The sequence below is a fragment of the Streptomyces sp. R35 genome (assembly GCF_041053035.1).
Classification (GTDB): Bacteria; Actinomycetota; Actinomycetes; order Streptomycetales; family Streptomycetaceae; genus Streptomyces; species Streptomyces lutosisoli.
The window spans coordinates 8,292,650-8,319,355 of record NZ_CP163440.1; the positions used below are offsets into that span (position 1 = coordinate 8,292,650).

General features: G+C 71.3%; 23 protein-coding genes. 15 read left to right on the forward strand and 8 right to left on the reverse strand.

Annotation, left to right across the window (positions count from 1 at the left end):
• Position 1: 1 nt before the first annotated feature.
• A complete protein-coding gene (locus AB5J50_RS37425) occupies positions 2 to 901 on the reverse strand; it encodes a helix-turn-helix transcriptional regulator (protein WP_369263025.1) in 900 nt (299 codons plus the stop codon).
• A 139-nt stretch (positions 902 to 1,040) separates the two neighbouring features.
• Between AB5J50_RS37425 and AB5J50_RS37430 the strand changes: the two genes are divergently transcribed.
• The gene (locus AB5J50_RS37430; RefSeq protein ID WP_369263027.1) at positions 1,041 to 1,820 is read left to right on the forward strand and encodes an NAD(P)H-dependent oxidoreductase; all 780 of its coding nucleotides are present in this window, start codon (positions 1,041 to 1,043) and stop codon (positions 1,818 to 1,820) included.
• Positions 1,821 to 1,882: 62 nt separating this feature from the next.
• Here AB5J50_RS37430 and AB5J50_RS37435 read toward each other — a convergent pair whose 3' ends face one another.
• A complete protein-coding gene (locus AB5J50_RS37435; RefSeq protein WP_369263029.1) occupies positions 1,883 to 3,631 on the reverse strand; it encodes a hypothetical protein in 1,749 nt (582 codons plus the stop codon).
• Between the two features lie 97 nt (positions 3,632 to 3,728).
• Positions 3,729 to 4,148: a molybdopterin-binding protein gene (locus AB5J50_RS37440; protein ID WP_369263031.1), complete on the reverse strand. Its 420-nt coding sequence runs from the start codon at positions 4,146 to 4,148 to the stop codon at positions 3,729 to 3,731.
• A 176-nt stretch (positions 4,149 to 4,324) separates the two neighbouring features.
• Here AB5J50_RS37440 and AB5J50_RS37445 point away from each other — a divergent pair, with 176 nt between their 5' ends.
• The 4 genes from AB5J50_RS37445 to AB5J50_RS37460 all read left to right on the forward strand — a co-directional run bounded on the left by AB5J50_RS37445 (position 4,325) and on the right by AB5J50_RS37460 (position 7,142).
• A complete protein-coding gene (locus AB5J50_RS37445) occupies positions 4,325 to 4,714 on the forward strand; it encodes a cell division protein SepF (RefSeq protein WP_327432410.1) in 390 nt (129 codons plus the stop codon).
• Between the two features lie 198 nt (positions 4,715 to 4,912).
• Positions 4,913 to 6,070 (forward strand): AAA family ATPase, encoded by a 1,158-nt coding sequence (locus AB5J50_RS37450; RefSeq protein ID WP_369263033.1) that lies wholly within the window; start codon positions 4,913 to 4,915, stop codon positions 6,068 to 6,070.
• A gap of 54 nt (positions 6,071 to 6,124) precedes the next feature.
• Positions 6,125 to 6,457 carry a nucleotide pyrophosphohydrolase gene (locus tag AB5J50_RS37455; RefSeq protein ID WP_327432412.1) on the forward strand — a complete coding sequence of 111 codons (333 nt, stop codon included), beginning with the start codon at positions 6,125 to 6,127 and terminating at the stop codon, positions 6,455 to 6,457.
• Positions 6,458 to 6,662: 205 nt separating this feature from the next.
• Positions 6,663 to 7,142: a DUF6099 family protein gene (locus tag AB5J50_RS37460; protein ID WP_327432413.1), complete on the forward strand. Its 480-nt coding sequence runs from the start codon at positions 6,663 to 6,665 to the stop codon at positions 7,140 to 7,142.
• A 237-nt stretch (positions 7,143 to 7,379) separates the two neighbouring features.
• Here the strand turns inward: AB5J50_RS37460 and AB5J50_RS37465 are convergent, their stop codons facing one another.
• Both AB5J50_RS37465 and AB5J50_RS37470 read right to left on the reverse strand, forming a co-directional pair.
• Positions 7,380 to 7,544: a hypothetical protein gene (locus AB5J50_RS37465; RefSeq protein WP_369263036.1), complete on the reverse strand. Its 165-nt coding sequence runs from the start codon at positions 7,542 to 7,544 to the stop codon at positions 7,380 to 7,382.
• 240 nt (positions 7,545 to 7,784) lie between these two features.
• On the reverse strand, positions 7,785 to 8,708 hold the full coding sequence (locus AB5J50_RS37470) for an LLM class F420-dependent oxidoreductase (RefSeq protein WP_327432415.1): 924 nt from the start codon (positions 8,706 to 8,708) through the stop codon (positions 7,785 to 7,787).
• Positions 8,709 to 8,954: 246 nt separating this feature from the next.
• Here AB5J50_RS37470 and AB5J50_RS37475 point away from each other — a divergent pair, with 246 nt between their 5' ends.
• The 5 genes from AB5J50_RS37475 (at position 8,955) to AB5J50_RS37495 (ending at position 16,491) form a co-directional block, all read left to right on the forward strand.
• On the forward strand, positions 8,955 to 10,100 hold the full coding sequence (locus tag AB5J50_RS37475) for an ABC transporter substrate-binding protein (RefSeq protein WP_369263038.1): 1,146 nt from the start codon (positions 8,955 to 8,957) through the stop codon (positions 10,098 to 10,100).
• Positions 10,101 to 10,224: 124 nt separating this feature from the next.
• Positions 10,225 to 11,520 (forward strand): sensor histidine kinase, encoded by a 1,296-nt coding sequence (locus AB5J50_RS37480; protein WP_369263040.1) that lies wholly within the window; start codon positions 10,225 to 10,227, stop codon positions 11,518 to 11,520.
• Positions 11,517 to 12,164, forward strand: a complete 648-nt coding sequence (locus AB5J50_RS37485) for a response regulator transcription factor (protein ID WP_327432418.1) — start codon at positions 11,517 to 11,519, stop codon at positions 12,162 to 12,164. Before AB5J50_RS37480 ends, AB5J50_RS37485 begins: the two co-directional genes overlap by 4 nt.
• A gap of 275 nt (positions 12,165 to 12,439) precedes the next feature.
• Positions 12,440 to 13,915 carry a 3' terminal RNA ribose 2'-O-methyltransferase Hen1 gene (locus AB5J50_RS37490; protein WP_369263042.1) on the forward strand — a complete coding sequence of 492 codons (1,476 nt, stop codon included), beginning with the start codon at positions 12,440 to 12,442 and terminating at the stop codon, positions 13,913 to 13,915.
• Complete coding sequence (locus AB5J50_RS37495; protein WP_369263044.1) at positions 13,912 to 16,491, forward strand: polynucleotide kinase-phosphatase; 2,580 nt, start codon at positions 13,912 to 13,914, stop codon at positions 16,489 to 16,491. The genes AB5J50_RS37490 and AB5J50_RS37495 overlap by 4 nt, the downstream gene beginning before the upstream one ends.
• Before the next feature lie 134 nt (positions 16,492 to 16,625).
• Here the strand turns inward: AB5J50_RS37495 and AB5J50_RS37500 are convergent, their stop codons facing one another.
• Positions 16,626 to 17,519 carry a hypothetical protein gene (locus AB5J50_RS37500; protein WP_369263046.1) on the reverse strand — a complete coding sequence of 298 codons (894 nt, stop codon included), beginning with the start codon at positions 17,517 to 17,519 and terminating at the stop codon, positions 16,626 to 16,628.
• Complete coding sequence (locus tag AB5J50_RS37505) at positions 17,516 to 18,595, reverse strand: SPFH domain-containing protein (RefSeq protein WP_327432422.1); 1,080 nt, start codon at positions 18,593 to 18,595, stop codon at positions 17,516 to 17,518. The genes AB5J50_RS37500 and AB5J50_RS37505 overlap by 4 nt, the downstream gene beginning before the upstream one ends.
• A 164-nt stretch (positions 18,596 to 18,759) precedes the next feature.
• On the opposite strand from AB5J50_RS37505, the gene AB5J50_RS37510 reads away from it, so the two are divergent.
• The 3 genes from AB5J50_RS37510 (at position 18,760) to AB5J50_RS37520 (ending at position 22,771) form a co-directional block, all read left to right on the forward strand.
• Complete coding sequence (locus AB5J50_RS37510; protein WP_369263048.1) at positions 18,760 to 19,989, forward strand: arginine deiminase; 1,230 nt, start codon at positions 18,760 to 18,762, stop codon at positions 19,987 to 19,989.
• Positions 19,990 to 20,181: 192 nt separating this feature from the next.
• Positions 20,182 to 21,195: an ornithine carbamoyltransferase gene (gene argF, locus AB5J50_RS37515; RefSeq protein ID WP_369263049.1), complete on the forward strand. Its 1,014-nt coding sequence runs from the start codon at positions 20,182 to 20,184 to the stop codon at positions 21,193 to 21,195.
• Positions 21,196 to 21,313: 118 nt separating this feature from the next.
• On the forward strand, positions 21,314 to 22,771 hold the full coding sequence (locus AB5J50_RS37520; RefSeq protein ID WP_369263051.1) for an amino acid permease: 1,458 nt from the start codon (positions 21,314 to 21,316) through the stop codon (positions 22,769 to 22,771).
• Here AB5J50_RS37520 and AB5J50_RS37525 read toward each other — a convergent pair.
• The gene (locus AB5J50_RS37525) at positions 22,731 to 23,183 is read right to left on the reverse strand and encodes an ATP-binding protein (protein ID WP_327432425.1); all 453 of its coding nucleotides are present in this window, start codon (positions 23,181 to 23,183) and stop codon (positions 22,731 to 22,733) included. The genes AB5J50_RS37520 and AB5J50_RS37525 overlap by 41 nt on opposite strands.
• A gap of 318 nt (positions 23,184 to 23,501) precedes the next feature.
• On the opposite strand from AB5J50_RS37525, the gene AB5J50_RS37530 reads away from it, so the two are divergent.
• Both AB5J50_RS37530 and AB5J50_RS37535 read left to right on the forward strand, forming a co-directional pair.
• Positions 23,502 to 24,329, forward strand: coding sequence for an enoyl-CoA hydratase family protein (locus AB5J50_RS37530; protein WP_369263053.1), 828 nt, complete (start codon positions 23,502 to 23,504; stop codon positions 24,327 to 24,329).
• A 49-nt stretch (positions 24,330 to 24,378) separates the two neighbouring features.
• On the forward strand, positions 24,379 to 26,700 hold the full coding sequence (locus tag AB5J50_RS37535) for a bifunctional salicylyl-CoA 5-hydroxylase/oxidoreductase (RefSeq protein ID WP_369265618.1): 2,322 nt from the start codon (positions 24,379 to 24,381) through the stop codon (positions 26,698 to 26,700).
• The last annotated feature ends 6 nt before the right edge of the window (positions 26,701 to 26,706 follow it).

Below are 26,706 nucleotides of genomic sequence, written 5' to 3' on the forward strand. Positions count from 1 at the left end.
ACTAGTACTGAGGCGTTCCCGGCGGTGGGTGGGCGTCGTTGAGTTGCTCGCGGACCTGGGCGTTCTGAGCGTTCACTGTGGTATGCGCGTCACCGCTGTCCGCGCCCAGGCCCGCGAGCAGGCGCAGCCCGTCCTCGGCGGGGCTGCCGGGGGCCGCGGACAGCACCAGCAGTTCCATGCTTGATTCGTCCGGCAGCGCGAAGTTCTCCTGGTGCAGCTCCAGTTGTCCGACCAGCGGGTGCCGGTACGCCTTGCGTCCATGTGTGCGGGCGCGCACGTCCGCGCGGGCCCAGAGGCGGCGGAAGCGCTCGCTGCCCATCGCCAGCTCGCCGATGAGCGAGGCCAGGCGGGGATCCTCGGGGTACTTGCCGGCGGCCAGGCGCAGGTGCCCGACCACGTCGAGGGTGCATTTCTCCCAGTCCGCGTAAAGGCCGCGCTCGGCCTCCTCGAGGAAGATGTGCCGGGCGGTGTTCAGGCCCGGCATCGGCCGGCCGTAGAGGAGCCCGGCGAGGCGGTTCCCGGCGAGCACGTCCAGGCGGTGGTCCATGATCAGCGCGGGTGCGTCGGCGACCAGGTCGAGGATGCGCAGCAGCTCCGGCCGGACCCGCCCGCCCGGCGCCTTCGCGCGACGGCGGCGCTGCCGGGCGAGCCGGTAGAGGTGCCCGCGTTCGGTCTCGTCGAGGCCGAGGACGCGGGCGAGCGCGTCGAGGACCTGCTCGGAGGGCTGGGTCGCGCGGCCCTGCTCCAGGCGTACGTAGTAGTCGACGCTGACTCCGGACAGGTGCGCGACCTCTTCGCGGCGCAGCCCTTCGACCCGGCGGCGGCTGTCGGTGGGGATGCCGACGGCTGCCGGGTCGACCCGGGAACGCCGGGTCCGCAGGAAGCCCGCAAGATCATCCATGCCCCCAGTATGGCCTCGGTGGGTGCCCGCGAAGGTGGTCCTGCCGGTACCAGGAAGTCCCGTCCGACGGAAGAAGCGCCCCTGAACGCCGGGCGCCGCGGCGCCCAGGATCGAAGGCACCCGATCCGAAGGAGTTCCCATGAAGACGCTGATCGTCTACGCCCACCCGGAGCCGAAGTCGCTCAACAGCTCGCTGAAGGACCTCGCGGTGTCCACATTGGAGACCGCCGGGCACGAGGTGCGGGTGAGCGATCTGTACGCGATGAACTGGAAGGCGGTCGTGGACGCCGCGGACTACGGCCCCGACGCCTCAAGTCCGCTGAAGGTCGCCCTGGACTCGGGCCGGGCCTTCGACGCCGGGACGCTCACCCCGGACGTCCTCGCCGAGCAGGAGAAGCTGCTGTGGGCCGACACGGTCATCTTCCAGTTCCCGCTGTGGTGGTACACGATGCCCGCGATCCTCAAAGGCTGGGTGGACCGGGTGTTCACCTACCACTTCGCGTACGGCGTCGGCGAGCACAGCGACACCAGGTACGGCGAGCGCTTCGGCGAAGGCACCCTCAAGGGCAGGAAGGCTCTGCTCTCGGTGACCGCCGGCGGCCCGGAGTCGCATTACGCCGCCCGCGGGATCAACGGCCCCATCGACGATCTGCTGTTCCCGATCCAGCACGGCATCCTCTACTACCCGGGCATCGAGGTGCTGCCGCCGTTCGTGCTGTACGGCACCGACCGGATGACCGGCGAGGACTACCCGGACGTCGCCAAGGCCTGGGAGCAGCGCCTGCTCACCCTGGAGTCGACCGAGCCGATCGCGTTCCGGCGGCAGAACTTCGGTGACTACGAGATCCCCTCGCTGCACCTGAAGGCGGGACTGGAGCCCGCGGGCCGCACGGGTTTCGGGCTCCACGTGCGCGGCTGACCGCCGGCGATGGACCGGACGAGCCGGGGTGTACGGCCGTGATGGACGGCGATCTGATGGGGTCACGGGCTGAGGCTGAGGGCCGACAGGTCGACGTCCGTGCTCGACAGGGTCATCGGTGCCGCCGAGACGGCCCGTACACGGATCCGGACGCCCGCGCGGGGGAGGACGAACTTCCCGTCGGGCGGCCGGAGTTCGTAACTCGCCGAGCCGTGAGCCGGGAGCGTGGCAGGGCCGGCCGCCACGGACCAGTAGCGGCTCATGCCCGAGCCCGTGGTCAGGGTGAAGTGGGGGTCCAGGGCCGCGCCGCCGAGGTTGGTGACGCGCAGGGTGAGTCCGGTCAGCGCGCCGGCGGCCCGGCGCGCGCCGACGACGTCCATACGCAGGGGCGGTGACCCCGACACGGCCAGGGTCGCCGCTGCCGCCGTCGGGGCCATCAGGAGCACGGCCGCGGCCACCCGGGCCCCGCGCCTGTGCCCGCCGCGCAGGAAGGCGGGGCGGGGCTGCCACGCGCCGGTGAAGGACTGCCAGGGCGCGGTGACGGCCGCGGCCAGCCACAGCGGGGTCATCAGCAGGTAGTAGCCGTCCTGCGAGCGCGTCGCCACGAAGAACGCGCACCAGGGCAGTACCGTCGCCGCCGGCCCCAGCCGCCGTACGAACAGGACGAAGAGGCCCAGCAGACCCGCGGCCAGCAGCAGACTCGCGTGGGAGTACCAGGCCAGCCGGTCGCTGCCGTCGGTGAAGTACAGCGAGATGCCGACCAGACCCTGGCCGTGGATGTCCGCCTTCTGCGTGAGCGGCAGCGCGATACCGGAGACCCAGGAGCTGGGTTCGCTCACGATGAAGTACGCGTTGATCAGCAGCCAGGTCGTCGCGGCCACGCCGACGATCCGACCCACGGCGGCCGCCGCCGCGCGCGGGCCCCGCTCACCGCGGCGCAGCGCGTAGACCCCGGCCAGCAGGAACGGCGCGAGGAACCAGGGCAGTTGCTGGGCCGCGCAGGCCGCGCCCAGACACACCGCCCGCACCCAGTCGCCCCGGCCACCGCGCCCCATCCGCGGCCAGTCCACCACCACCGGGACGAGCAGGGCGCAGGCGACGATCGCCGGATAGCCGAGCCGGGCGTAGTTGGGCAGCAGACCGAAGCCGAGGCAGACCAGCGTGGCCGCCGAGCGCCACGGCACCGGCAGCAGCCGCCACATCACGATCGCACCCACGATCAGGGCCCCGGTGCTGACCAGCGTCGCCGCGGCCGAGCCATGCCCGATCCAGAGCAGCGGCGCGGTGAGCATCAGGGTCAGTGGCGGATAGCCGTACGTGAAGTCGTAGCCGCCGTTCATCGTCGCGGTGAGGGCGATGCCGTGGCCGAAGAGCCAGGGCCACGGCCGGTCGTAGACCTGGTGCCCGGCGAGGAACTCGTGGGCGGCCTGCGTGGTGAGGACCGACTCGTCGCTGCCGCCGTGGTTCATCGCCCACCCGCACACGGCAAGCGCCACGGCGGTCACGAGGACGCACAGGTCGAGCCGCGCCAGCGTACGGCCGCGGCGTACGACCAGGGTCAGGACGCCCGTCGCGAGGATCGAGGCGTAACAGAGCGAGACGACCGCGGCCACGACTAGACGGTGGCTCGCGGCCTGCGTCCACAAGGGGCGCGTACCGATGAAGAGGCTGATGTCGGCGAGCAGGGTCAGGACACGGTGCCACTGGGCGGGCGCCTCGTCCGGATGCCACTGCGCGGGCGCCCCGTCGGGCGATGCCTTCGAGGGGACCTGCCGACCGGTGGGCGACAGCCTGGTTTCTGCCAAGTACACGGCTCCAGACGCTAATTCCCGCAGGTGAGCGGGGCGCGGCAGGACGTGAAGAGTCCGGTGTGAGGCAGGTAAGAAGGGTGGCCGCCCACCTGGTGCGTCACGCGTTGGACAGTGACACCTCGGTGGACTTGATGAGTGCCACGACCTGGGCACCGGCGGTCAGACCGAGCTCCGTGGCGGCGTCCTTGGTGATCGCGGAGGTCAGCTCACCGCCCGCGACCGTGACCTTGACGCGGGCCATCGCTCCGCCGACGGCGACGTCCGTGACCGTGCCCGGCAGCTGGTTGCGGATGCTCACCCCGTCCAGCGGGCCGGTGGCCAGGGACACCTCCGTCGACTTGACCAGGGCGCGGACCGTGGACCCCGCGGCCAGGCCCAGGTCCTCGACGGCCTCCAGGGTGACGGCCGCGGTGATCTCCTGACCGCCGCCGAGACGGACCTTCACCGTCGCCATCACCTCGCCCGGAGTGACGGAGATGACGGTGCCGGGAAGCTGGTTGCGGATGCTCAGGCTCATGGAGGAGGCCTCGATTGCGGTGAGGGGGGATCAGTTTGGACAACTATGCGCAGTTTTCCGTAGCCGCCGCTCCCCTGACCGCGTCGCGGACCGTGTCGCTGTTGAGCCGAACGGGTGACCATGCGTAAGAATTGGCCGGTGCAGATAAAGAGTGCGAGCCAGGACGGGGTGGTGTGGTGAACAGCCGCGACGTCACCGATGAACAGTGGGAGGGGCTCGCCCAGGTCGTTCCGTTGCGGGGCCGGGACGCGTGGCCGTCGGCGGTCGACCACCGGTCGATACCCGAGGCCCCGACCGAGGCCCGCCGCCGTTTCGTGGTCCTGCGGGTCAACATCTTCGCGGACGCCCGCGATGTCGCCGAGACGCTGATGGCGGGCATCCCCGTGCTGCTCGACCTGACCGGCGCGGAGACCGAGGTCGCCAAGCGGGTGCTGGACTTCAGTACGGGCGTGGTCTTCGGCCTCGCGAGCGGCATGCACCGGGTGGACCGGAACGTGTTCCTGCTGACGCCGCCGGGGACCGAGGTACGGGGGCTGATGGAGGGAGCGGGGGTTCCCGGGGTCTGATCGCGTGACGGGAGCCGGCGACCGTACGACGGCTTCCGGGTTCCGGCTGAGGGAGAAGACGGTTTCCGGCTCCCGGGAGAAGGGGCCGGGAGGAGGGTCCGGGGGAAGGGGGCCGGGAGAGGGGAGCTGGTCCCTCGATCGTAGGAAGGTCTCCGGGGTGGAACGGTTCGCCTGGCGGTGGAGGCCTACCGTCCCGATATGACCGTGTCATCCCCGGAGGCCCCCGCGGCGGCGGAGGCGCGCCCCGACCGGCCGGGCCTCACCGAGCTGCGGCTCGCCGCCTTCGCCACGCATCGCCGCGTCCGGTTCCCGCTCGGACCGCTCACCCTCGTCGCCGGCCCGAGCGGCAGCGGCAAGACCGTCGCCCTGCGGGCGTACGAGGCGCTCGCGCGACTCGGCAGTGGCGCCGAGCTCGGGGAAGTGTTCCCCGACCCGGTCACCTGTGTGCCGGAACGGGCCCGGCCCGATGCCCAGCGCAGACGCGGCTTCCGTATCGGCTGCACGGTCGACGGCCCCGAGGGCCCCGTACGGCTCGACATCGCCGTACAGGCCGAGCCCGAACTGCGCATCGTGGGCGAGCGGTTGACGGCGGGCGGACAGACCCTGCTGGAGACGGCGCTGCGCGACCCGGGCCGCCCGGTCGTCCAGGCGGCCTGGCACACGGCGGGCTCGTCCGCGGTGACCCGGGTCCCGCTCCCCGACGACCGTCTCGGCACCGCACTGCTGCCGCTGCGCGTCGCGGGCCGCACGGACGGCGAACGCCAAGTCCTGGCCGCCGCCGAACAGATGGTGCTCGCGCTGCGGTCCGTCTACGCCTGCGACCCGAGCCCGCAGTACATGCGTACCCCCGCCCCACTCGGCTCGGGCCGCCTGCTGCGGGGCTGCGACAACCTCGCCGAAGTCCTGTGGCGTACGCGGTCGGAGTGCGGCCACCGCTACCAGCACCTGGTGGCGGCGGTCCGGGCCGGATGCGCCGGCCCGGTCGCGGACGTGGTGGCCGAGCCGCTCGGCGACGGCACGGTCCGCGCGCTCCTCGACCGCGGCGACGGCGTCCGTACGCACCTCGGGCTGCTCGGAGACGGCGAGTTGCGGTATCTCGCGCTGGCCCTGGTGCTGCTCACCGGGCCCGGCGTGCTGGAGGTGGACCTGGCGGGGGAGGTCCCCGCGGCGCTCCAGTCGCTGACGGTCCTGGCCGACAGCTTCGACCGCTGCCTGGACGCCCGGCAGACGGGGGAGCTGGTGCGGCTGGCGGCGCGGATGTGCGAGCGCGGGCACATCCGGCTGCTGGGTGCGGTGAACGACGCCTCGGTGGCCCTCGGGGTGGCCGGCGCCACGGTGGTGAACCTTCAGCGGTAGATCTACGGCAGATCTACGGCAGATCTATGGACGACCTGCGGTAGACCTTTAGCCGTGACAGAACTGGACGTAGCGAAGCTGCAGCGCCGACTGGCCGAGTTCGCGGCCGCGCGGAACTGGCAGCCCTTCCACACCCCCAAGAATCTGGTCGCCGCGCTGAGCGTGGAGGCGTCCGAACTGGTCGAGATCTTCCAGTGGTTGACGCCGGAGGAGTCGGCCCGGGTCATGGACGACGCGGACACCGCGCACCGCGTCACCGACGAGGTCGCGGACGTCCTGGCGTATCTGCTCCAGCTGTGCGAAGTGCTCGGCATCGACCCGCTCGCGGCGCTCGACGCGAAGATCGACCGGAACGAGCGGAGGTTCCCGGCGCCGGAGGGTCCGTGACGACGACTCCGTCCATCGCCGACTCCATCCATCACCGACTCCATCCATCACTCTCCGGAGTCATCGCGCTGTCCATATTCGATTGCGTGTCCACAGATTTCGGTCTTCCTCTGGCTTTTCGTCTCAGGGGCTCTCACTCTGGGTAGTGGACAAGGGAGTTCGGGCGGACGTGCGACCAGCGCGTCGGGACAGACGGGGGCAGCACATGGACGCGATGCGGCTCATCGTGGCGAGCAGGCGTGCCCTGGCGGAGAGCGGTGACACTCCGGAGGTGATGGCGGAAGCCTGGCAGGCACAGTCCCTCGCCCAGGCGATGGGCAGCCGCCTCGCCGTCTCCGGCCCCCCTGAACTCCGGGGCGAGGCCCTCGGACTGACCGAGCTGGCGGGCCGGGGCTGCGGTGTCCTCGACGCCCCCACCCTCGGCATCGGCGCCCTGCGCGCCGCGCAGCTCACCGAGTTGGGTGACGCCCGTGAGGCGCTGCTCTGCCTGGGCGGGCTGCTCGGCGAGGTCGGCATCGCCCTTGTGGGGATTGCCAGCGCGGCGGATGACGAGGGTACGTACTGGCAGTGCATGGAGGCCATCGATGCGGCGGATGAGTCCCGGGATCGGGTGCTCGAGATGTTGAGACGGCTGGCGGTGCGGGATCAGAAGGCGGTGGTGGAGCGGGATTCGGCGGCGGGGTAGTGGGGTGGGGGTTTTCGCCCCCGCCGCCCCTACCCGTCCCATCCCGTTCCTGGGGCTCCGCCCCAGACCCCGGGGGTGGGTTTTTCGGCAGAGGGTGGGTGGGGGCTGGTCGCGCAGTTCCCCGCGCCCCTAAAAGGGGCGCGGGGAACTGCGCAATCTTTTGAGCGGGGTTCTGGGGGCGCAGCCCCCAGGGATGGGACGGGTAGGGGCGGCGGGGGCGAGGAACCGCCGTGTGGGTCAGAGGCGGTCGGGGTCGGTCGGAAGCCTGGGGCGGGGCCCGGAGAGGTCCGCGTCCAGCTGGGACAGGTCCGCGTTCAGCGCGGCCATCAGCTCCTCCATCTGCTGGAGCAGCCCCTTCGGCGGTGCGGGCGCGCCCTGCTGTGGCACGGCTTCCTGGGACACGACGGCCTCCTCGGCCCCCGCGCAGGGGGGCCACTGACGAGCGTGACGCCCCGGCGACCGCCGGCGACGGGTGCCGGGCGGTCCGGCTCCGCCCGAGCCAACGATCACCACCGACCCGAGTCACTGTCACGGATCCGCCCCACACTGGGGGTTGACGGTTTTCACCCGACCGAGGAAGACCCCGCCCACCAGGACCGACCGAGTTGACCAGCCGCGTGACCGGCCGGCCCAGCGCCACCCCTACCCGAGCTGGCGCATCACCTCGGACGCGATCAGCTCCAGATGATCCAAGTCGTCCAGGTCCAGCATCTGCAGATACATGCGCTGCGATCCGACGGCCTCGAACCGAGCGATCCGCTCGACGACCTCCGCGGGCGACCCCGCAAGCCCGTTCGCCTTCAACTCCTCGACATCACGCCCAATGGCATCGGCCCGCCGCTTCACCTCGGCGTCGGTCCTCCCGACACAGGCCACGAGCGCGTTGGAGTACATCAGCTCGTCGCTCTTGCGCCCGGCCTGCTCGGCCGCCGCGCGCACCCGCGCGAACTGCTGGTCCGTGTCCGCGACCGAGGCGAAGGGGATGTTGAACTCATCCGCGTACCGCGCCGCGAGCGCCGGGGTCCGCTTCGCTCCATGACCGCCGACGAGGACGGGCACCTTCGACTGCGCCGGCTTCGGCAGCGCGGGCGAGTCCTTGAGCTGGTAGTGCGTCCCGTCGAAGGAGAACCGCTCGCCGGCGGGCGTGCTCCACAGGCCGGTGACGATGGCGAGCTGCTCTTCCAGCCGGCCGAACTTCTCCTTGGGGAACGGAATGCCGTACGCCTCGTGTTCGGCCTCGTACCAGCCGGACCCGAGACCGAGTTCCACGCGCCCGCCCGACATCTGGTCGACCTGCGCGACCTGGATCGCGAGCACACCGGGCAGCCGGAAGGTCCCGGCGGTCATCAGGGTGCCGAGGCGGATCCGGCTGGTCTCACGGGCGAGACCGGCCAGCGTGATCCATGCGTCGGTCGGCCCGGGGAGGCCGCTGACGGATCCCATGTGCAAGTAATGATCCGAGCGGAAAAAGGCTCCGTAATTGAGGTCTTCAGCGGCCTTGGCGACGCGGAGCAGCGTCTCGTAGGTCGCGCCTTGCTGGGGTTCTGTGAAGACTCGAAGATCCATGTATCCATCATGCACCGGTCACAACAACCGCCCCGCCTTGAACCGCTGGCACATCCGTAACGCGGTTCCCGCCCCTGTCCGTTCAACCGGTTCAACCGTTCGGTTGAACCCGGCTTCCATCTCTGGCACGCGCCCCGCTCCGTACGGGCGACGCGCACGCCCTCTCCGCGGCGAAAGACTCACCACAGGCCATGGCGCCGGGTCCCCGCCCATGTCCGCACCCCCCAGCAGAGAGGTCCCCGCAGAGTGTCCAGCTTCCTCAGTAGACGACGTGTCCTTGCCACCGGAGCCGGTGCCGCCCTCGGCCTCGGCGCGCTCGGCGCCACGGCGACCCCCGCCGCCGCCTCGCCCGCCGCCTCCCGGCGGGCCGCCGGGACGGAGGAGACGAGGACGCTCGACGAGCTGTACCAGGCGGCCCTCGCGGAGGGCGGCAAGCTCGCCATCTACGCCGGCGGGGACACCCCGACCCAGCAGGACGCCACCAAGGCGGCCTTCCGCAAGCGCTTCCCCGACATCGACCTCACGCTGATCGTCGACTACAGCAAGTACCACGACGTGCGCGTGGACAACCAGTTCGCGACCGGCACCCTCGTCCCCGACGTCGTACAGCTCCAGACGTTGCAGGACTTCACGCGCTGGAATGAACTGGGCCGCCTGCTGCGCTACAAGCCGGCCGGCTTCGCGAAGGTCCACGACGCCTTCAAGGACCCGCACGGCGCGTGGGTAGCCATCGGTGCGATCGGCTTCAGCTTCCTGTACGACGTCGCCGCGGCCGGCGCGGACGCCCCGCGGACCCCGCTCGATCTGACCGACCCGAAGTGGAAGGGAAAGATCGCCTCGTCGTATCCGCACGACGACGACGCGGTCCTGTACCTCTTCACCCTGTACGCCGAGCAGTACGGCTGGGACTGGGTGGCCGCGCTCGCCGCCCAGGACGTGCGGTTCGCCCGGGGCAGCAACTCCCCGGGGGAGGCGGTCTTCGGCGGGCAGAAGACGATCGGCATCGGCACGGCGGGCTCGCTGGCCGCACCGGCGTCCTCGCCCGCGAAGTGGGTCGTCGCCGACGGCCACCCCTTCATGGCCTGGGGCCAGCGCGCCGCGATCCTCAAGCAGGCCAAGAACCCGACGGCCGCCAAGCTCTACCTGAACTGGCAACTGTCCACCGCCCGGCAGCAGTCGTCGTTCAACGGCTGGTCCGTACGGACCGACGTCACGCCCGCCGCCGGCCTGAAGCCGATCTGGGAGTACCCGAACGCGCACATCGACGGCTTCCCCCGCTTCATGGCCGACCGCGCGCAGGTCGAACGCTGGAAGCAGACCTTCGCCCTCTACTTCGGCGAGGTGAAGGGCGATCCCACACCGGGCTCGCTCGGACTGCACCCGGGCGCCTAGCGACCAGTGGGGCTGTGGGGCCGTCACACGGACCAACAGCCCCACTCCTCACATGAGTCATACAGGCGGCCGATAGACTCGGGGACCCTGCCCGACCGGACCAGTCCGCCCAAGGGGATCTGCCGTGCCCGACCGCGCTCCCGCCCGATCACCGCTGAGGATCCGCGGCAGCCGGCCCACCTTGGAACAGGTCTCGCATCTGGCGTTCTTCGTCGTGGTCGGCGCCGCCCTCGTGCGCCTCACTCAGCTGCGCTCACCGCTGTGCTGGGACATCGTCGCCCTCAGCGGGCTGCTGGCAGTGGCGTACGCGGGCGGGCCGGCGTGCTGGAACCGGCTCGGCGTGGTCGGCCGGCACGCCTGGGTCGCGGTGCTGCTCGTGCTGTGGGGCGACCTCGTCCTCCTCGCCCCGGCATCGCTGACGACCGCCTATGTGTGGTGCGCCGTTCCGCTGGCGTGTGCGGCCCTGCGGGTGCTCGGCCGCCGCTCCGCCCTGGTCGCGGTGGCCGTGATCACCGCCGTACTCGTCTGGGCGTTGATCCGGTCCACGGGCTGGTTCGACCTGGAGGTCGTGGTCGTCCCCGTGACGGCCATCTGGGGAACGGTCGCCCTCTACCGGTCCCAGCAGCGGGACGCCGCCGTCCGCCAACGCCTGGTGGAGGAACTGCGCGGCACGCGGGACACCCTGGCCAGGCAGCAGCGCCAGGCCGGTGTCCTCGCCGAGCGGACCCGTATCGCCCGCGATCTGCACGACACCCTGGCCCAGGAACTCGCCGGCGGCCTGATGCTGCTCCAGGCCGCCGAGCGCGACTGGGAGGAGCGGCCGGACGCGGCGCGCACCCGCGTCCGTGCGGTGGCCGACGGGCTGGGCACCAATCTCGCCGAGACCCGGCGGATCATCCGGGACCTCACCCCGTCGGCCGTCGCCGAGGCCGGTCTGGAGGGCGCTCTGCGGCTGCTGTGCGCCCGCGCCCAGACGGACGGGACCGCGGCCCGCGTCCGGTTCCGCACGGTCGGAACGGCTCGGCCCGTCCTCGACGAGCACGCCGCCACCACCTTGTTCCGCGTCGCGCAGAGCACGCTGGCGAACGTCCGCGAACACGCCCGCGCGGTGAATGTGCTGGTCACCCTCCACTGGCACCGGGACCGGGTGGACCTCGACATCAGTGACGACGGAATCGGCTTCGACCCTGCGGAGGTCCGCCCGGTTCTGCGGCCGGACCGCGGAATGGGCCTGCCCGCCGCCCGGGCACGCCTGCGTGAATGCGGCGGTGACCTCGACGTCGGCAGCGGACCGGGCCGGGGCACCAGGATCCGCGCCACCGCGCCGGCCGGCCCCGAGCGCCGGCCGACCGCATCCACCGCATCGACCGCACCCGCCGCATCCACCGCACCGGTCACCACGGCGGCGACCGCCGGATGACCGCCGAACCGCTTCGCGTCCTGATCGCGGACGACCACGCCGTCGTACGGGCCGGACTGCGCGCCCTCCTGGAGGGCGAACCCGACCTCGATGTGGTCGCCGAGGCGCACAGCGGTGAGGAAGCCGTCCGCCTGACCGCCCAGTTGACGCCGGACGTCGCGCTGATGGATCTGCGGTTCGCCGGCCCGGGCGACGGCATCGACGGCGTCGAGGCGACCCGCCGGCTCGCCGCCAGGGCCCCGCGCGTGGCCGTGGTGATACTGACCAGCTATGCCGGACGGGCCGACGTCGTCCGCGCGTTGGAGGCGGGCGCCCGCGGCTACGTACTCAAGGCGGGACCGCCCGAGGAACTCTTCCGGGCGGTCCGCACCGCCGCCGCCGGTTCCATGGGGCTCGCCCCGGAGATCGTCGGTGAACTCGTCGGCCAGGTGGTGAGCCCGCGGCACGACTTGAGCGACCGCGAGATCGAGGTCGTCCGGCTGATGGCCGAGGGCCTCAGCAACCGCGCCATCGCCGAGGCCCTGTTCCTCAGCGAGGCCACGATCAAGACCCATCTCGTCCGCGTCTACCGCAAACTCAAGGTCGACAACCGGGCGGCGGCGGTCTCGGAGGCCGTCCGCCGAGGTGTCCTCGAACTCACCTGACCTCGCACTTCGCGCGATGAAAATTCGTGGGTCTGCCTGGGGCGTTCGCTGTACGTTGTGCAGGCGCGCCGGAGAGGGGCGTCGCGCGGGCGGATGACCGCAGCGCGGCGTACACACCGCTACGAGGTTGAGAAAGGGCCAGCAGCAGTGATCACCGAGGCGCGCTTTCCCATCGCTGTGGTTCACCGGCATGCGGCGCATGCGCACGCAATGCGCGCGGCGACACTCAGTCCGGTGAGTTTCCGCAGCTCAGAAGACCTATCGAGGCACCCACTGTGTTCCTGACGATCAGTACCACCGGTACCCCAGAGCGCCCCGCCACCGACCTCGGCTTTCTGCTGCACAAGCATCCCGACAAGGCGCAGGTGTTCTCGACCTCCTACGGCACGGCGCACGTCCTGTACCCAGAGGCGTCCGTCGAGCGGTGCACGGCCGCGCTGTTGCTCGAGGTCGATCCGGTGGCGCTGGTCCGGCGCGGCAAGGGCAAGGGCCGCGGCGGCGCGCCCGACGCCGCGCTCGCGCAGTACGTCAACGACCGCCCGTACGCGGCCTCGTCCCTGCTCGCCGTGGCGCTGAGCGGTGTGTTCTCCAGCGCGATGAAGGGCCAGTGCACCGCGAAGCCGGACCTTCCCGGGCAGCCGCTGCCCCTCCGGATCGAGGTGCCCGCGCTTCCCGCGCGCGGCGGCGCCGACCTCGTACGGTCTCTGTTCGAGCCGCTCGGCTGGACGGTGACGGTCGAGGCCGTGGCGCTGGACAGTGAGTTCCCCGAGTGGGGCGACTCGCGGTATGTGCGCCTCGTCCTGGAGTCGGCGGAGCTCACGCTCGCCGAGGCCCTGCGCCACCTCTACGTACTTCTCCCGGTGCTCGACGACGCCAAGCACTACTGGGTGTCGTCCGACGAGGTCGACAAGCTGCTGCGGGCCGGTGAAGGCTGGCTGCCGGACCACCCGGAGCAGAAGCTGATCACCAGCCGGTACCTCTCGCGCCGCTGGTCGCTGACCCGTGAGGCGATGGAGCGGCTGGAGCTGGTGCGGCTCGCCGAGGCCGACGACAGCGTTGTCGAGGAGATCGACAACGCCGTCGAGGAGGAGACGGAGGCCGAGGAGAGGCCGGCGCCTCTGGCCGTGCAGCGCCGGGACGCGATCGTCACCGCGCTCAAGGCGTCCGGGGCCGCCCGGGTCCTCGATCTCGGGTGCGGACAGGGCCAGTTGGTGCAGGCGCTGCTCAAGGACACGCAGTTCACCGAGATCGTCGGTGTCGATGTGTCGATGCGCGCGCTCACCATCGCCTCGCGGCGGCTCAAGCTGGACCGGATGGGCGAGCGGCAGGCGTCGCGCGTGCAGCTCTTCCAGGGCTCGCTCGCCTACACCGACAACCGCCTCAAGGGGTACGACGCTGCCGTGCTCAGCGAGGTCGTCGAACACCTCGACCTGCCGCGGCTGCCCGCCCTGGAGTACGCGGTGTTCGGCTCCGCCCGCCCCAGGACGGTCCTGGTGACGACGCCGAACGTCGAGTACAACGTCCGCTGGGAGACCCTCCCGGCCGGACACTCCCGGCACGGCGACCACCGCTTCGAGTGGACGCGGGAGGAGTTCCGGGACTGGGCGGGGCGGGTCGCCGGGCGCCACGGCTACGACGTGGAGTTCGTACCCGTCGGACCCGACGACCCCGAGGTGGGCCCGCCCACCCAGATGGCCGTGTTCTCCCTGAGCACGGCCGCACCGACCACGAAGGAGGAGAAGGCCGCATGACGGACGAGACCAAGAAGGCGCGCACCCTGCCCGTCACCGACCTCTCCCTCGTGGTGCTGATCGGCGCGTCGGGCTCGGGCAAGTCGACCTTCGCCCGCAAGCACTTCAAGCCGACCGAGGTCATCTCCAGCGACTTCTGCCGCGGCCTCGTCGCCGACGACGAGAACGACCAGAGCGCCAGCGGCGACGCCTTCGACGTACTCCACTACATCGCGGGCAAGCGGCTCGCGGCCGGCCGGCGCACCGTCGTGGACGCGACCAATGTCCAGCAGGAGAGCCGCCGCCAGCTGATCGACCTCGCCAAGAAGCACGACGTGCTGCCCATCGCGATCGTGCTGGACGTACCGGAGGACGTGTGCGCCAAGCGCAACGCCTCCCGCACCGACCGCGCCGACATGCCGCGCCGCGTCGTCCAGCGGCACACCCGCGAACTCCGCCGCTCCCTGCGGCACTTGGAGCGCGATGGCTTCCGCAAGGTGCACGTCCTGCGGGGCGTGGAGGAGATCGAGAGCGCCGAGGTCCGCACCGAGAAGCGCTTCAACGACCTGACCCACCTCACCGGCCCGTTCGACATCATCGGCGACATCCACGGCTGCGCCTCGGAGTTGGAGACACTGCTCGGCAAGCTCGGCTACGTCGACGGCGCGCACCCGGCGGGCCGTACGGCCGTCTTCGTCGGCGACCTCGTCGACCGCGGCCCGGACTCGCCCGGTGTGCTGCGCCGCGTGATGTCCATGGTCACCTCGGGCAACGCGCTGTGCGTGCCCGGCAACCACGAGAACAAGTACGGACGTCACCTCAAGGGCCGCAAGGTCCAGCACACGCACGGCCTCGCCGAGACCATCGAGCAGATGGACGGGGAGAGTGAGGAATTCCGGGCGCAGGTAAGGGAGTTCATCGACGGACTCGTCAGCCACTACGTCCTCGACGGCGGCCGGCTGGTGGTCTGCCACGCCGGGCTGCCCGAGAAGTACCACGGCCGTACGTCGGGCCGGGTGCGCTCGCACGCGCTGTACGGGGACACGACGGGGGAGACGGACGAGTTCGGGCTGCCGGTGCGCTACCCGTGGGCGGAGGACTACCGGGGCAGGGCGGCCGTCGTCTACGGTCACACCCCGGTCCCGACGGCCACCTGGCTGAACAACACCATCTGCCTCGACACGGGTGCCGTGTTCGGCGGCAAGCTCACCGCGCTGCGCTGGCCGGAGCGCGAGCTCGTCGACGTACCGGCCGAGCAGGTCTGGTACGAGCCGACGAAGCCGCTGGCCTCCGAGGCGCCCGGCGGGCACGAGGGCCGTCCGCTGGACCTGGCGGACGTACACGGACGGCGGGTCGTCGAGACGCGGCACGCCGGGCGGGTGTCGGTCCGCGAGGAGAACGCGGCGGCGGCCCTGGAGGTCATGAGCCGCTTCGCCGTGGACCCACGACTGCTGCCGTACCTGCCGCCGACCATGGCGCCGACGGCGACCTCGCACATCGAGGGCTACTTGGAGCACCCGGCCGAGGCCTTCGCGCAGTACAAGGAGGACGGGGTCGCCCGGGTCGTGTGCGAGGAGAAGCACATGGGTTCGCGGGCGGTGGCGCTGGTCTGCCGCGACGCGGGGGTGGCGCGCGAGCGGTTCGGGGTGGACGGGCCCACAGGTTCGCTGTACACGCGCACCGGCCGTCCCTTCTTCGACGACGCCGACGTCACCGAGGAGATCCTCGGCCGGCTGCGGGCCGCCGCGACCGAGGCGGGACTGTGGAAGGAGCTGGAGACCGACTGGCTGCTGCTCGACGCCGAGTTGATGCCGTGGTCGCTGAAGGCATCCGGGCTGCTGCGCAGTCAGTACGCGGCGGTCGGCGCCGCCGCCGGGGCCGTGTTCCCGGGGGCGCTGGCCGCGCTCGAAGGCGCCGCGGCGCGAGGTGTCGACGTGACCGGCCTGCTGGCCCGGCAGCGCGAACGGGCCGCCGACGCCTCGGCGTTCACCGACGCCTACCGCCGCTACTGCTGGACGACGGACGGCCTGGACGGCGTCCGCCTCGCCCCGTTCCAGATCCTCGCGGTCCAGGGCCGCAGCCTGGCCGGACTGCCGCACGACGAGCAGCTCGCCCTGCTCGACCGCCTCGTGGAGCACGACGGGACCGGTCTGCTGCAGACGACCCGACGGCTGTACGTCGACACCGGTGACCCGGAGTCGGTGCGGGCCGGCATCGACTGGTGGCTGGAGATGACCGGTCGCGGCGGCGAGGGCATGGTCGTCAAGCCGGTGGGCGCGGTGGTGCGATGGGGGTCCCCCCGCTCGAGCGAAGTCGAGAGTGGGGGAGGGCAGGGCCGACTGGTTCAGCCCGGCATCAAGTGCCGGGGGCGCGAGTACCTTCGGATCATCTACGGCCCGGAGTACACCCGTCCGGAGAACCTCGCGCGGCTGCGGGGGCGTTTCCTGAACCACAAGCGGTCGCTGGCGATCCGGGAGTACGCGCTGGGGCTGGAGGCGCTGGACCGGCTCGCCGAGGGTGAGCCGCTGTGGCGGGTGCATGAGGCGGTGTTCGGGGTGCTGGCGCTGGAGTCGGAGCCGGTGGATCCACGCCTGTGAGTCTTTCGCCCCCGCCGCCCCTGCCCGTCCCATCCCTGGGGGCTGCGCCCCCATACCCCCGCTAAAAGATTGCGCAGTTCCCCGCGCCCCTTAAGGGGCGCGGGGAACTGCGCAATCTTTTAGCGCGCGTCGTGTCACCCCACCAACCGCAACCGAACCCCCGCCACCCCCACCCGCACCGTCTGCCCCCACACCAGCTGCACCGCGTCCGCCTCCATCCCGTCTCCGAACGCGATGAGCCGGTCCGACTCCACGGTGAGGGACAGCCGTGCGGACGCGGTGAGTTCGCCGGACACGAGTGAGGTGCCGGTGGCCGGTGACGGCCAGGCCTCGCGGACGAACCAGAGGAGGCGTTCGTCCGTGGGGCCCGGGAGCGGCTGGGTGCCGCCCCGCTCCTGCCAGACCGAGCGGAGCCAGCCGCTGGCCCCCGTCCCGGTGCCCACGAGGACACCGGAGGAGGCCTGGGGCTCGACGGCACCCCCGTACTCGTCGAGCCCCAGCCGATAGCGGGCCGTCTGATGGCCCGCGGCTCCCAGGTAGATCTCGTTGAGCGCGACCAGCCGTTGCGTGTCGTCCGCGACCGCCTCGACCATGGTCAGCTCGTCGGCCCGGCCCCCGTGCGCGGAGGCGAGCAGCGCGCCCGCGTCCCGGGGGCGGTGCCGCACCAGCACGCCCGGATTGCGTCCGGGGTCGGCGTCGATTCCCACCACCGGCTGCCCCGCCAGGTACTTGGCCACGTTCGCGACCAGCCCGTCCTGCCCGACCACGACCACCACGTCCTCCGGCGCGAACAGGAAACGGTCCAAGTCCCCCCGCTCCACGCGCGCCTGACGCCATGTCATCGGCACTGCGGACACCACCTCGGCCAGCGCCTCCCGGGCCCGCCGGTGCCGCTCGGCCACCTCCTCGATGTCCCGGCCCCGGGAGGAGAGGAAGAACGCCGCCTGCCCGTGCGTGCCGTGCCGGGCCACCAACTCCTCGTACTCCGTGGTGCGATGGACGAGGACGACCCGCGGGGCGAGACTCACGCCGGTTCCCCGGAGGCCCCGTTGCCCAGCTTGGCGAGCAGGCCTGTCAGGACGTCCGGCGACACCGTCAGGCTCTCGATCCGCGGCAGGTTCTCCGCGAGCCGGGTGCCGGTCAGGGCGTGCAGCGTGGCGACGTCCGCGTCCCCGTGGACCCGCAGCCAGGCCGCCTGCGCCTCGGCCCGTGCCTCGCCGACCTCCCGCGCGGCCTGTGCCTCGGCCCCGGCGAGCCGCACCTTGCGGGTGGCCTCGGCCTCGGCGAGCCGCAGCGACCGGGTGGCCTCCGCCTCCGCGAGGCGCACCGTGCGCGCCGCCTCCGCCCCGGCGCGCACCGCGTCCGCCGCCGCGTGCTCCTCCGCCTCGCGCCGCGCGTTCGTACCGCGTTGGTCGACCAACTGCTCTTCGCGCCGGGCGAGTTCGATCTGGCTGGCGAGTTCGTTCTCGGCGATGGCGCGCTCCCGCTCGACGGCGACGGCACGGCGTTCGTACGTCGCCTTGTCCGCCTCCTGCTGGATCAGCTCGCGGGCGGGAGTGCGCAGCGCCCGCTCCACCTCGGGCTCCGGGCGCAGCGCGACGACCCGTACGGCCACCACCTCGATCCCCGTCGCGGGCAGCCGGGGTTCGGCGTCGAGACCGCCCGCGATCCGTTCCCGTACCGCCGCGACGCCGTCGACCAGGGCGGCCGCCAGCGACGTACGGGCCAGCACGTCCAGCGCGTGCTGCTGGGCCGTCTCGGTCAGCAGGCCCGCCAGCTGCTCCAGGGGGGTGCCGCGCCAGGCGCCCGTGTCGGGGTCGATGGAGAAGTCGAGGCGCGCGGCCGCGATCGCGGGATCGCTGATCCGGTAGGTGACGGTCGCCTGCACCGCCACGTCCTGGAAGTCGGACGTACGGGCATGGAAGGTCATGGCCAACTCGCGGTCGTCGACCGGGACTTCGGAGAGCGCGGCGGTCAGGGAGCGGTACCAGAAGCTGAGCCCCGGGCCGTCGTGCACCAGGCGCCCCGAACGGTGGTGCCGTACATGCGCGGTCGGCGCCCCGCGCAGATGGCGCCAGCCGAGACGTCGGGTGATGTCGGCCATGAGTACCCCCTTGTCGCCGGGCGGTCCCGGCGACCCCTCGTTCGTCATTGTCGTCAGTAAGACGATAATGGCTCGGTCCACTTATCGTCAAGGGGACGAAATGAAAGAGGCCCGGGTCGGTCGATCGGCGGGTGAACGGGCGTCCGGATGGTCAGGATGGAGGCATGGGATTCCACGTCGACTCCGAGGCCGGGCGGCTGCGCCGCGTCATCCTGCACCGACCGGATCTTGAGCTCAAAAGGCTCACCCCCAGCAACAAGGACGCCCTCCTCTTCGACGATGTGCTGTGGGTGCGCCGGGCGCGCGCGGAGCACGACGGGTTCGCGGACGTGCTGCGCGACCGCGGGGTCACCGTCCATCTCTTCGGCGACCTGCTCACCGAGGCCCTGGAGATCCCGGCGGCCAGATCGCTCGTCCTGGACCGCGTCTTCGACGAGAAGGAGTACGGGCCGCTCGCCACCGACCACCTGAGAGCCTCCTTCGAGACCCTGCCCGCCCCGGAACTGGCGTCCGTGCTCGTCGGCGGCATGACCAAGCGGGAGTTCCTGGACGCGCACGAGGAGCCGACCTCCGTGCGCTTCCATGTCATGGACCTCGACGACTTCCTGCTCGGGCCGCTGCCCAACCACCTCTTCACCCGGGACACCTCCGCCTGGATCTACGACGGGGTCTCCATCAACGCCATGCGCTGGCCGGCCCGGCAGCGCGAGACCGTGCACTTCGAGGCGATCTACCGGCACCATCCGCTCTTCCGTGACGAGACCTTCAACCTCTGGTCGGAGGGGCAGGTGGACTATCCGTCCACCATCGAGGGCGGTGACGTGCTCGTCATCGGCAACGGAGCGGTGCTCATCGGCATGAGTGAGCGGACCACGCCGCAGGCGGTGGAGATGCTTGCGCACAAACTGTTCGCCGCCGGGTCCGCGCGCACCATCGTGGCGCTCGACATGCCCAAGCGGCGGGCGCTCATGCATCTCGACACCGTGATGACGATGGTCGACGGCGACATCTTCACGCAGTACGCGGGGCTCGGCATGCTCCGCTCGTACACCATCGAACCGGGCGCCGAGGAGAAGGAGTTGAAGGTCACCGACCATCCACCGGAGCACATGCACCGGGCGATCGCCGCGGCGCTGGGGCTGAGCGAGATTCGTGTGCTGACCGCCACGCAGGATGTGCATGCGGCGGAGCGGGAGCAGTGGGACGACGGGTGCAATGTCCTTGCGGTGGAGCCGGGGGTGGTCGTGGCGTATGAGCGGAACTCGACGACCAATACGCATCTGAGGAAGCAGGGGATCGAGGTGATCGAGATTCCCGGGAGTGAGCTGGGGCGGGGTCGGGGTGGGCCTCGGTGTATGAGCTGTCCGGTGGAGAGGGAAGCCGTGGGGGCTTGATGTCGGGTGCGGGTCGGTGGGGGCTGGTCGCGCCCACGCGGCGGAGCCGCATATGTCACAGCCCCGCGCCCCTTTCAGGGGCGCTGGTGTCCGCGGTCCCCTGATAGGTGCCGTATAGAAATGTGAGCGATCGTATAGACTTCCAATCGTCTTCTTGTTCGCCCTCGTCCTCGTACCCCTGGAGCGCTCCCCATGGCGACAGTTCCGACCGCCCTCGCCGGCCGCCACTTCCTCAAGGAGCTGGACTTCACGGAGGAGGAGTTCCGCGGTCTGATCGAGCTGGCCGCCGAGCTGAAGGCGGCCAAGAAGGCCGGGGCCGAGACCCAGTACCTGCGGGGCAAGAACGTCGCGCTGATCTTCGAGAAGACCTCGACCCGTACGCGCTGCTCGTTCGAGGTCGCCGCCGCCGACCAGGGTGCCTCGACGACGTACCTCGACCCCTCCGGCTCGCAGATCGGGCACAAGGAGTCCGTGCGGGACACCGCACGGGTCCTCGGCCGGATGTTCGACGCGATCGAGTACCGCGGGGACAGCCAGGCCGCGATCGAGGAGCTCGCGGCGTACGCGGGAGTGCCCGTGTACAACGGCCTCACGGACGACTGGCATCCCACCCAGATGCTCGCGGACGTGCTCACCATGACCGAGCACGTCGACAAGGACATCTACGACGACGGTGTCACGTTCGCGTACCTCGGCGATGCCCGCTTCAACATGGGCAACTCCTACCTGATCACTGGTGCGCTGCTGGGCATGGACGTGCGCATCGTCGCGCCCAAGGCGTACTGGCCCGGTGACGAGGTCGTGGCCCGGGCGCGCGAGCTGGCCGAGGACAGCGGGGCCGTCATCACCCTCACCGAGGACGTCGCGGAGGGCGTCCGGGGCGCCGACTTCGTCGCGACCGACGTCTGGGTCTCCATGGGCGAGCCCAAGGAGGTCTGGAACGAGCGGATCGCGGCCCTCACGCCGTACGCGGTGACCATGGACGTCCTGCGCGCCACCGGCAACCCGGCCGTGAAGTTCCTGCACTGCCTCCCGGCCTTCCACGACCTGGGCACGAAGGTCGGCCGCGAGATCCACGAGACCCACGGACTCGACTCCCTCGAGGTCACCGACGAGGTCTTCGAGTCGGCGCACTCGATCGTCTTCGACCAGGCGGAGAACCGGCTGCACACCATCAAGGCGATCATGGTCGCGACGCTGGCCTGATGGCCTGAACGCGGTCCCAGCAGGCCTTATGCTGACCGGCGGCCCGGAGCCACCCCTTCCGCGGCCGCCGCGCGACTTACCCGTCGCACCCCGCACCACCGAAATGAGCACCACCCGCATGCCCGCTCCACGCGCCCGGCGCGCTCCCCGCTTCAAATCCCCCGAGCTCCTCGTCGCCGAATCCGGCACGGACCTCGAAGGCCATGGACTCAAGCGCACCATGGGCCTCTTCCAGCTCGTCTGCTTCGGCGTCGGCGCGATCGTCGGCACCGGAATCTTCGTCGGCCTGTCCGACTCGGTCGCCCAGGCCGGACCCGCCGTGGTCGTGTCCTTCCTCCTCGCGGCGATCACCTGCGTCTTCACCGCGTTCGCGTTCGCGGAGCTGGGCGGCGCGATCCCGGTCTCCGGATCCTCGTACTCCTTCGCCTACGCCGGACTCGGCGAGAGCACGGCGTTCCTGGTCGGCTGGTGTCTGCTCCTGGAGTACGGCGTCTCCGTGTCGGCCGTCGCGGTCGGCTGGAGCCAGTACGTGAACGAGCTGCTCAGCAGCCTCACGGGCCGGCAGCTCCCCGCCGCGCTCTCCTCGGGACCGGCCGACGGCGGAGTCGTCAACGTCCCCGCGGTCATCGTGATCGCGCTGGCCTCGGTCCTGCTCATGCGCGGTGTGCGCGAGAGTGCCCGGGCGACCGCGGCCATGGCCGTGCTGAAGCTGGCGATCCTCGTGCTGTTCTGCGCGATCGGGTTCAGCGCCTTCAAGGACGGCAACCTCACGCCGTTCTCGCCGGCCGGACTCGGCGGCATCGGCGCGGGCACCACGGCCGCGTTCTTCTCGTACATCGGGTTCGACGCGATCACCACGGCCGGCGAGGAGGCCAAGAACCCCCGCCGCAACATTCCCATCGCCATCCTGATCTGCATCGGCCTGGTCACGCTGCTGTACTGCGCGGTGGCGCTCGCGGCGATCGGCGCCATCGGCGGCGACGCGGTCGGCGGCCGGCCCGCCGCGCTGTCGTACGTGGTGAACGAGGTCACCGGTTCCACCGTCGGCGGCTCGGTCATCGCCTTCGGCGCGGTCGTCGCCATCGCCTCGGTGGTCCTCGCGGTGATGTACGGGCAGACCCGCATCCTGATGTCGATGTCCCGCGACGGACTCATCCCGCGCGTCTTCGAGAAGATCTCGCCGAAGACCTCGACGCCGGTCGCGGGAACGCTGATCGTCGCGGTCGTCTTCGCCGTCCCGGCGGCCTTCGCGTCGCTCGACGCCGCGGTCGACCTGTGCACCATCGGCACACTCGCCACCATGGCCGCCGTCAATGTCGCGGTGATCGCGCTACGGCGCCGGGAGCCGGGCCTCGCCCGCACCTTCCGGGTGCCGCTCTATCCCGTCGTACCGCTGCTCGGCGTGGGCTTCTGCCTGTATCTGATGTACGAGACGGGCTGGACGGCCTGGATCCAGTTCGCCTGCTTCCTGGCGGCCGGATTCCTCGTGTACGTCCTCTACGGGCGCCGTCATTCGCGGCTGGCCGAGGCCGGGGCTAGGCAGGCCGTCGCTGCGGAGGAACCACAGGCAGTCTGAACCAGACCGCCTTGCCGGAGTCGGTGGGCCGGTGGCCGCAGGACGAGCTGAGGGCGCGGATCAGCAGGAGACCGCGCCCGTGCTCCTGCCAGGGGTCGGGTTGGCCGACCGGGTGGGGGACCGTGAGATCGGCGGGCGGCACCGGGTCCGGGTCGTGCACCTCGACCCGGCAGCCGCCCGGCATCAGCTCCACGACCAGCTCTATGGGACCGTCGCCCGCGGTGTGCTCCACGGCGTTGGCGACCAGTTCCGCGGTGAGCAGCTCCGCGGTGTCGCTGTCGGCCGCGTGTTCCACCTCTGCCAGCGCCGTGCGGACCAGGGCGCGGGCGACGGGCACGGCCGCGACGGTGTGCGGCAGTGCGATGCGCCAGGAGGCGGGGGCGGGGGTGTCGTGCAAGGCGAGTCCGTTCATGAGCAGGCTGTCCTGCTTTCAACTTTAGGAATGGTACGGCGCGGCCGGACAGAGGCGCTCGGCGGGCGCTGTCCGGGTCGTTCGGTGGGCGTTCTCCCGGGTCGTTCGGCCCGGCATGAGGCTGTGTACCCAGGTGAACGGTCCGTCTCCCGCGAGGTGCTCCCGCTGTTACGGGGCTATCGAGGACCCGTGACTCGGTGACGGGAAACGGTCATTTCGCGACAGCTCTATCGCGCACTCATGACGACAGTCACAGATCGGTGATAGCTTCGAGGTGTAGTCGCAGAGCGCCGCCCCCGCCCGAGGAGGCCGCACGTCATGAGTCCCTTCACCGGCTCCGCCGCCCGCACCGCCGACTGGCAGCACCTGAGGTGCGAGTTCGCCGACGGGGTCGCCACGGTCACGCTGGCCCGCCCCGAGAAACTCAACGCGCTCACCTTCGGCGCCTACGCCGACCTGCGCGATCTGCTCGCCGAGCTGTCCCGGGAGCGATCCGTCCGCGCCCTGGTGCTGGCCGGCGAGGGCCGCGGCTTCTGCTCCGGCGGCGACGTCGACGAGATCATCGGCGCGACCCTCTCCATGGACACCGCCCAGCTCCTCGACTTCAACCGGATGACCGGGCAGGTCGTCCGGGCCGTACGGGAATGCCCGTTCCCGGTGATCGCGGCGGTGCACGGGGTGGCGGCGGGCGCCGGAGCCGTGCTCGCGCTCGCCGCCGACTTCCGGGTGGCCGACCCGAGCGCCCGCTTCTCCTTCCTGTTCACCCGCGTCGGGCTGTCCGGCGGCGACATGGGCGCGGCCTATCTGCTGCCCCGGGTCGTCGGCCTGGGCCACGCGACCCGGATGCTGATGCTCGGCGAACCGGTGCGCGCGCCCGAGGCCGAACGGATCGGCCTGATCAGCGAGCTCGCCGACGAGGGCAGCGCCGACGAGGCCGCCCAGCGGCTGGCCCGCCGCCTCGCCGAGGGCCCGGCCCTCGCCTACGCCCAGACCAAGGCCCTGCTCACCGCCGAACTGGACATGCCGCTCGCCGCCTCCGTCGAACTCGACGCCTCGACCCAGGCCCTCCTGATGAACGGCGAGGACTACGCCGAGTTCCACGCCGCCTTCACGGAGAAGCGGTCGCCGAAGTGGCGGGGGAGGTGAGTAGGGGATGCGCGTGGGTGAGCAGGCGATGCGCGGGGGTGCGCGTGCGATGCGCGTCGCGGTGATCGGTGGCGGACCCGGTGGCCTCTACGCCGCCGCCCTTCTCAAGCGTCTCGACCCCGGCCGTGAGGTCACCGTCTGGGAGCGCAACGCCCCCGACGACACGTTCGGCTTCGGCGTGGTCCTCTCCGACGAGACGCTCGGCGGCATCGAGCACGCCGACCCGGTCGTGTACGCGGCGCTCCAGGACGAGTTCGTACGCTGGGACGACATCGACATCGTGCACCGCGGAGTGCGCCACACCTCCGGCGGCCACGGTTTCGCGGCGCTCGGCCGGCGCCGGCTCCTGGAGATCCTGCACGAACGCTGCGACTCGCTCGGCGTCGAGCTGCGCTTTAGGGCCGAGGCCCCGCCGGTGGCCGAACTGATGACGGCGTACGACCTCGTCGTCGCCGCCGACGGCGTGCACAGCCTCACGCGCGCGGCGTACGCGGAGGTGTTCGGGCCGTCCGTCGAGGAGCATCGCTGCCGTTACATCTGGCTCGCCGCCGACTTCGCCTTCGACGCCTTCCGCTTCGAGATCGCCGAGACCGAGCACGGCGTGATGCAACTGCACGGCTACCCGTATTCCCGCCCGTCGCCCGACCACCACCCCTCAACGAGGCCCTCCGGGCCGCAGAATCAATTCGGCGCCTCCACCGTCATCATCGAGATGCGCGAAGAGGTATGGCGGGCGGCCGGGTTCGCGGACCTCGACGAGCAGGAGTCCGTCGAACAGTGCGGCAAGATCTTCGCGGACGCGCTCGGCGGGCGGCAGCTGCGGTCCAACGCCTCGGCCTGGACCACCTTCCGGACGGTGGTCAACGACCGCTGGTCGCACGGCAATCTGGTCCTCCTCGGCGATGCCGCCCACACCGCCCACTTCTCCATCGGCTCCGGCACGAAGCTCGCCGTCGAGGACGCGCTGGCGCTGGCCGCCTGCCTGGAGGAACGGCCCGGCCTCGAAGAGGCACTCGTCGCGTACGAGGAGGAGCGGCGCCCGGTCGTCGCGTCCACGCAGCGGGCGGCGCGTGCCAGCCTGGAGTGGTTCGAGAACCTGGGGCGTTATCTCGACCAGCCCGCCCACCAGTTCGCCTTCAACCTTCTCACCCGCAGCCGCCGCGTCACGCACGAGAACCTGCGGCTGCGCGACGCGCACTTCACCGCGGCGGTCGAGCGCGAGTTCGGCTGCCCGCCCGGCACCCCGCCGATGTTCACGCCGCTGAGACTGCGCGGCCTGAGGCTGCGCAACCGTGTCGTCGTCTCGCCCATGGACATGTACTCGGCCGTTGACGGCGTCCCCGGCGACTTCCATCTGGTCCATCTGGGCGCACGGGCACTCGGCGGGGCCGGACTGGTGATGACCGAGATGGTGTGCGTGAGCCCCGAGGGCCGCATCACGCCCGGCTGCGCGGGGCTCTACACGCCCCGGCAGGCCGAGTCCTGGCGGCGGATCACCGACTTCGTGCACCGGCAGGCACCGGGTACCGCGATCGGCATCCAGCTCGGCCATTCCGGCCGCAAGGGTTCGACGAAGCTGATGTGGGAGGGCATCGACGAGCCACTGGAGGACGGCAACTGGCCGCTCGTGGCCGCCTCCCCGATCCCGTACAAGCCGGAGAGCCAGCCACCCCGCGCGCTGTCCCGGGCCCAACTCACCGATCTGCGGGAGCAGTTCACGGCAGCCACCTGGCGCGCCGCGCGCTGCGGCTTCGATCTGCTCGAACTGCACTGCGCGCACGGCTACTTGCTCTCCGGCTTCCTCTCGCCGCTGACCAACCGGCGTACCGACGCGTACGGCGGCTCGCTCACGAAGCGGCTGCGGTTCCCGCTCGAAGTCTTCGACGCCGTACGGGCCGTGTGGCCCGAGGAACGGCCCATGACCGTCCGTATCTCCGCCACCGACTGGGCCGACGGCGGCACCACCGGGGATGACGCCGTCGAGATCGCGCGGGCCTTCGCCGCGCACGGCGCCGACGCGGTCGACGTGTCGACGGGCCAGGTGGTGGCGGACGAGCACCCCGAGTACGGGCGGTCGTACCAGACGCCGTACGCGGACCGGATCCGCCACGAGACCGGCCTTCCCGTGATCGCCGTCGGCGCGATCTCCTCCTGGGACGACGTCAACTCCCTGATCCTGGCCGGGCGTACGGACCTGTGCGCGCTCGCCCGGCCGCATCTGTACGACCCGCACTGGACGCTGCACGCGGCGGCCGAGCAGGGGTACGAGGGTCCCGGTGTCGCCTGGCCGATGCCCTACCGGGCGGGCAGCCGGCGCCCGCAGACCGGACGCACCGACGCCCCCAAGCCCCGGCTTTCGCTGGGGACTTGAGGGCGT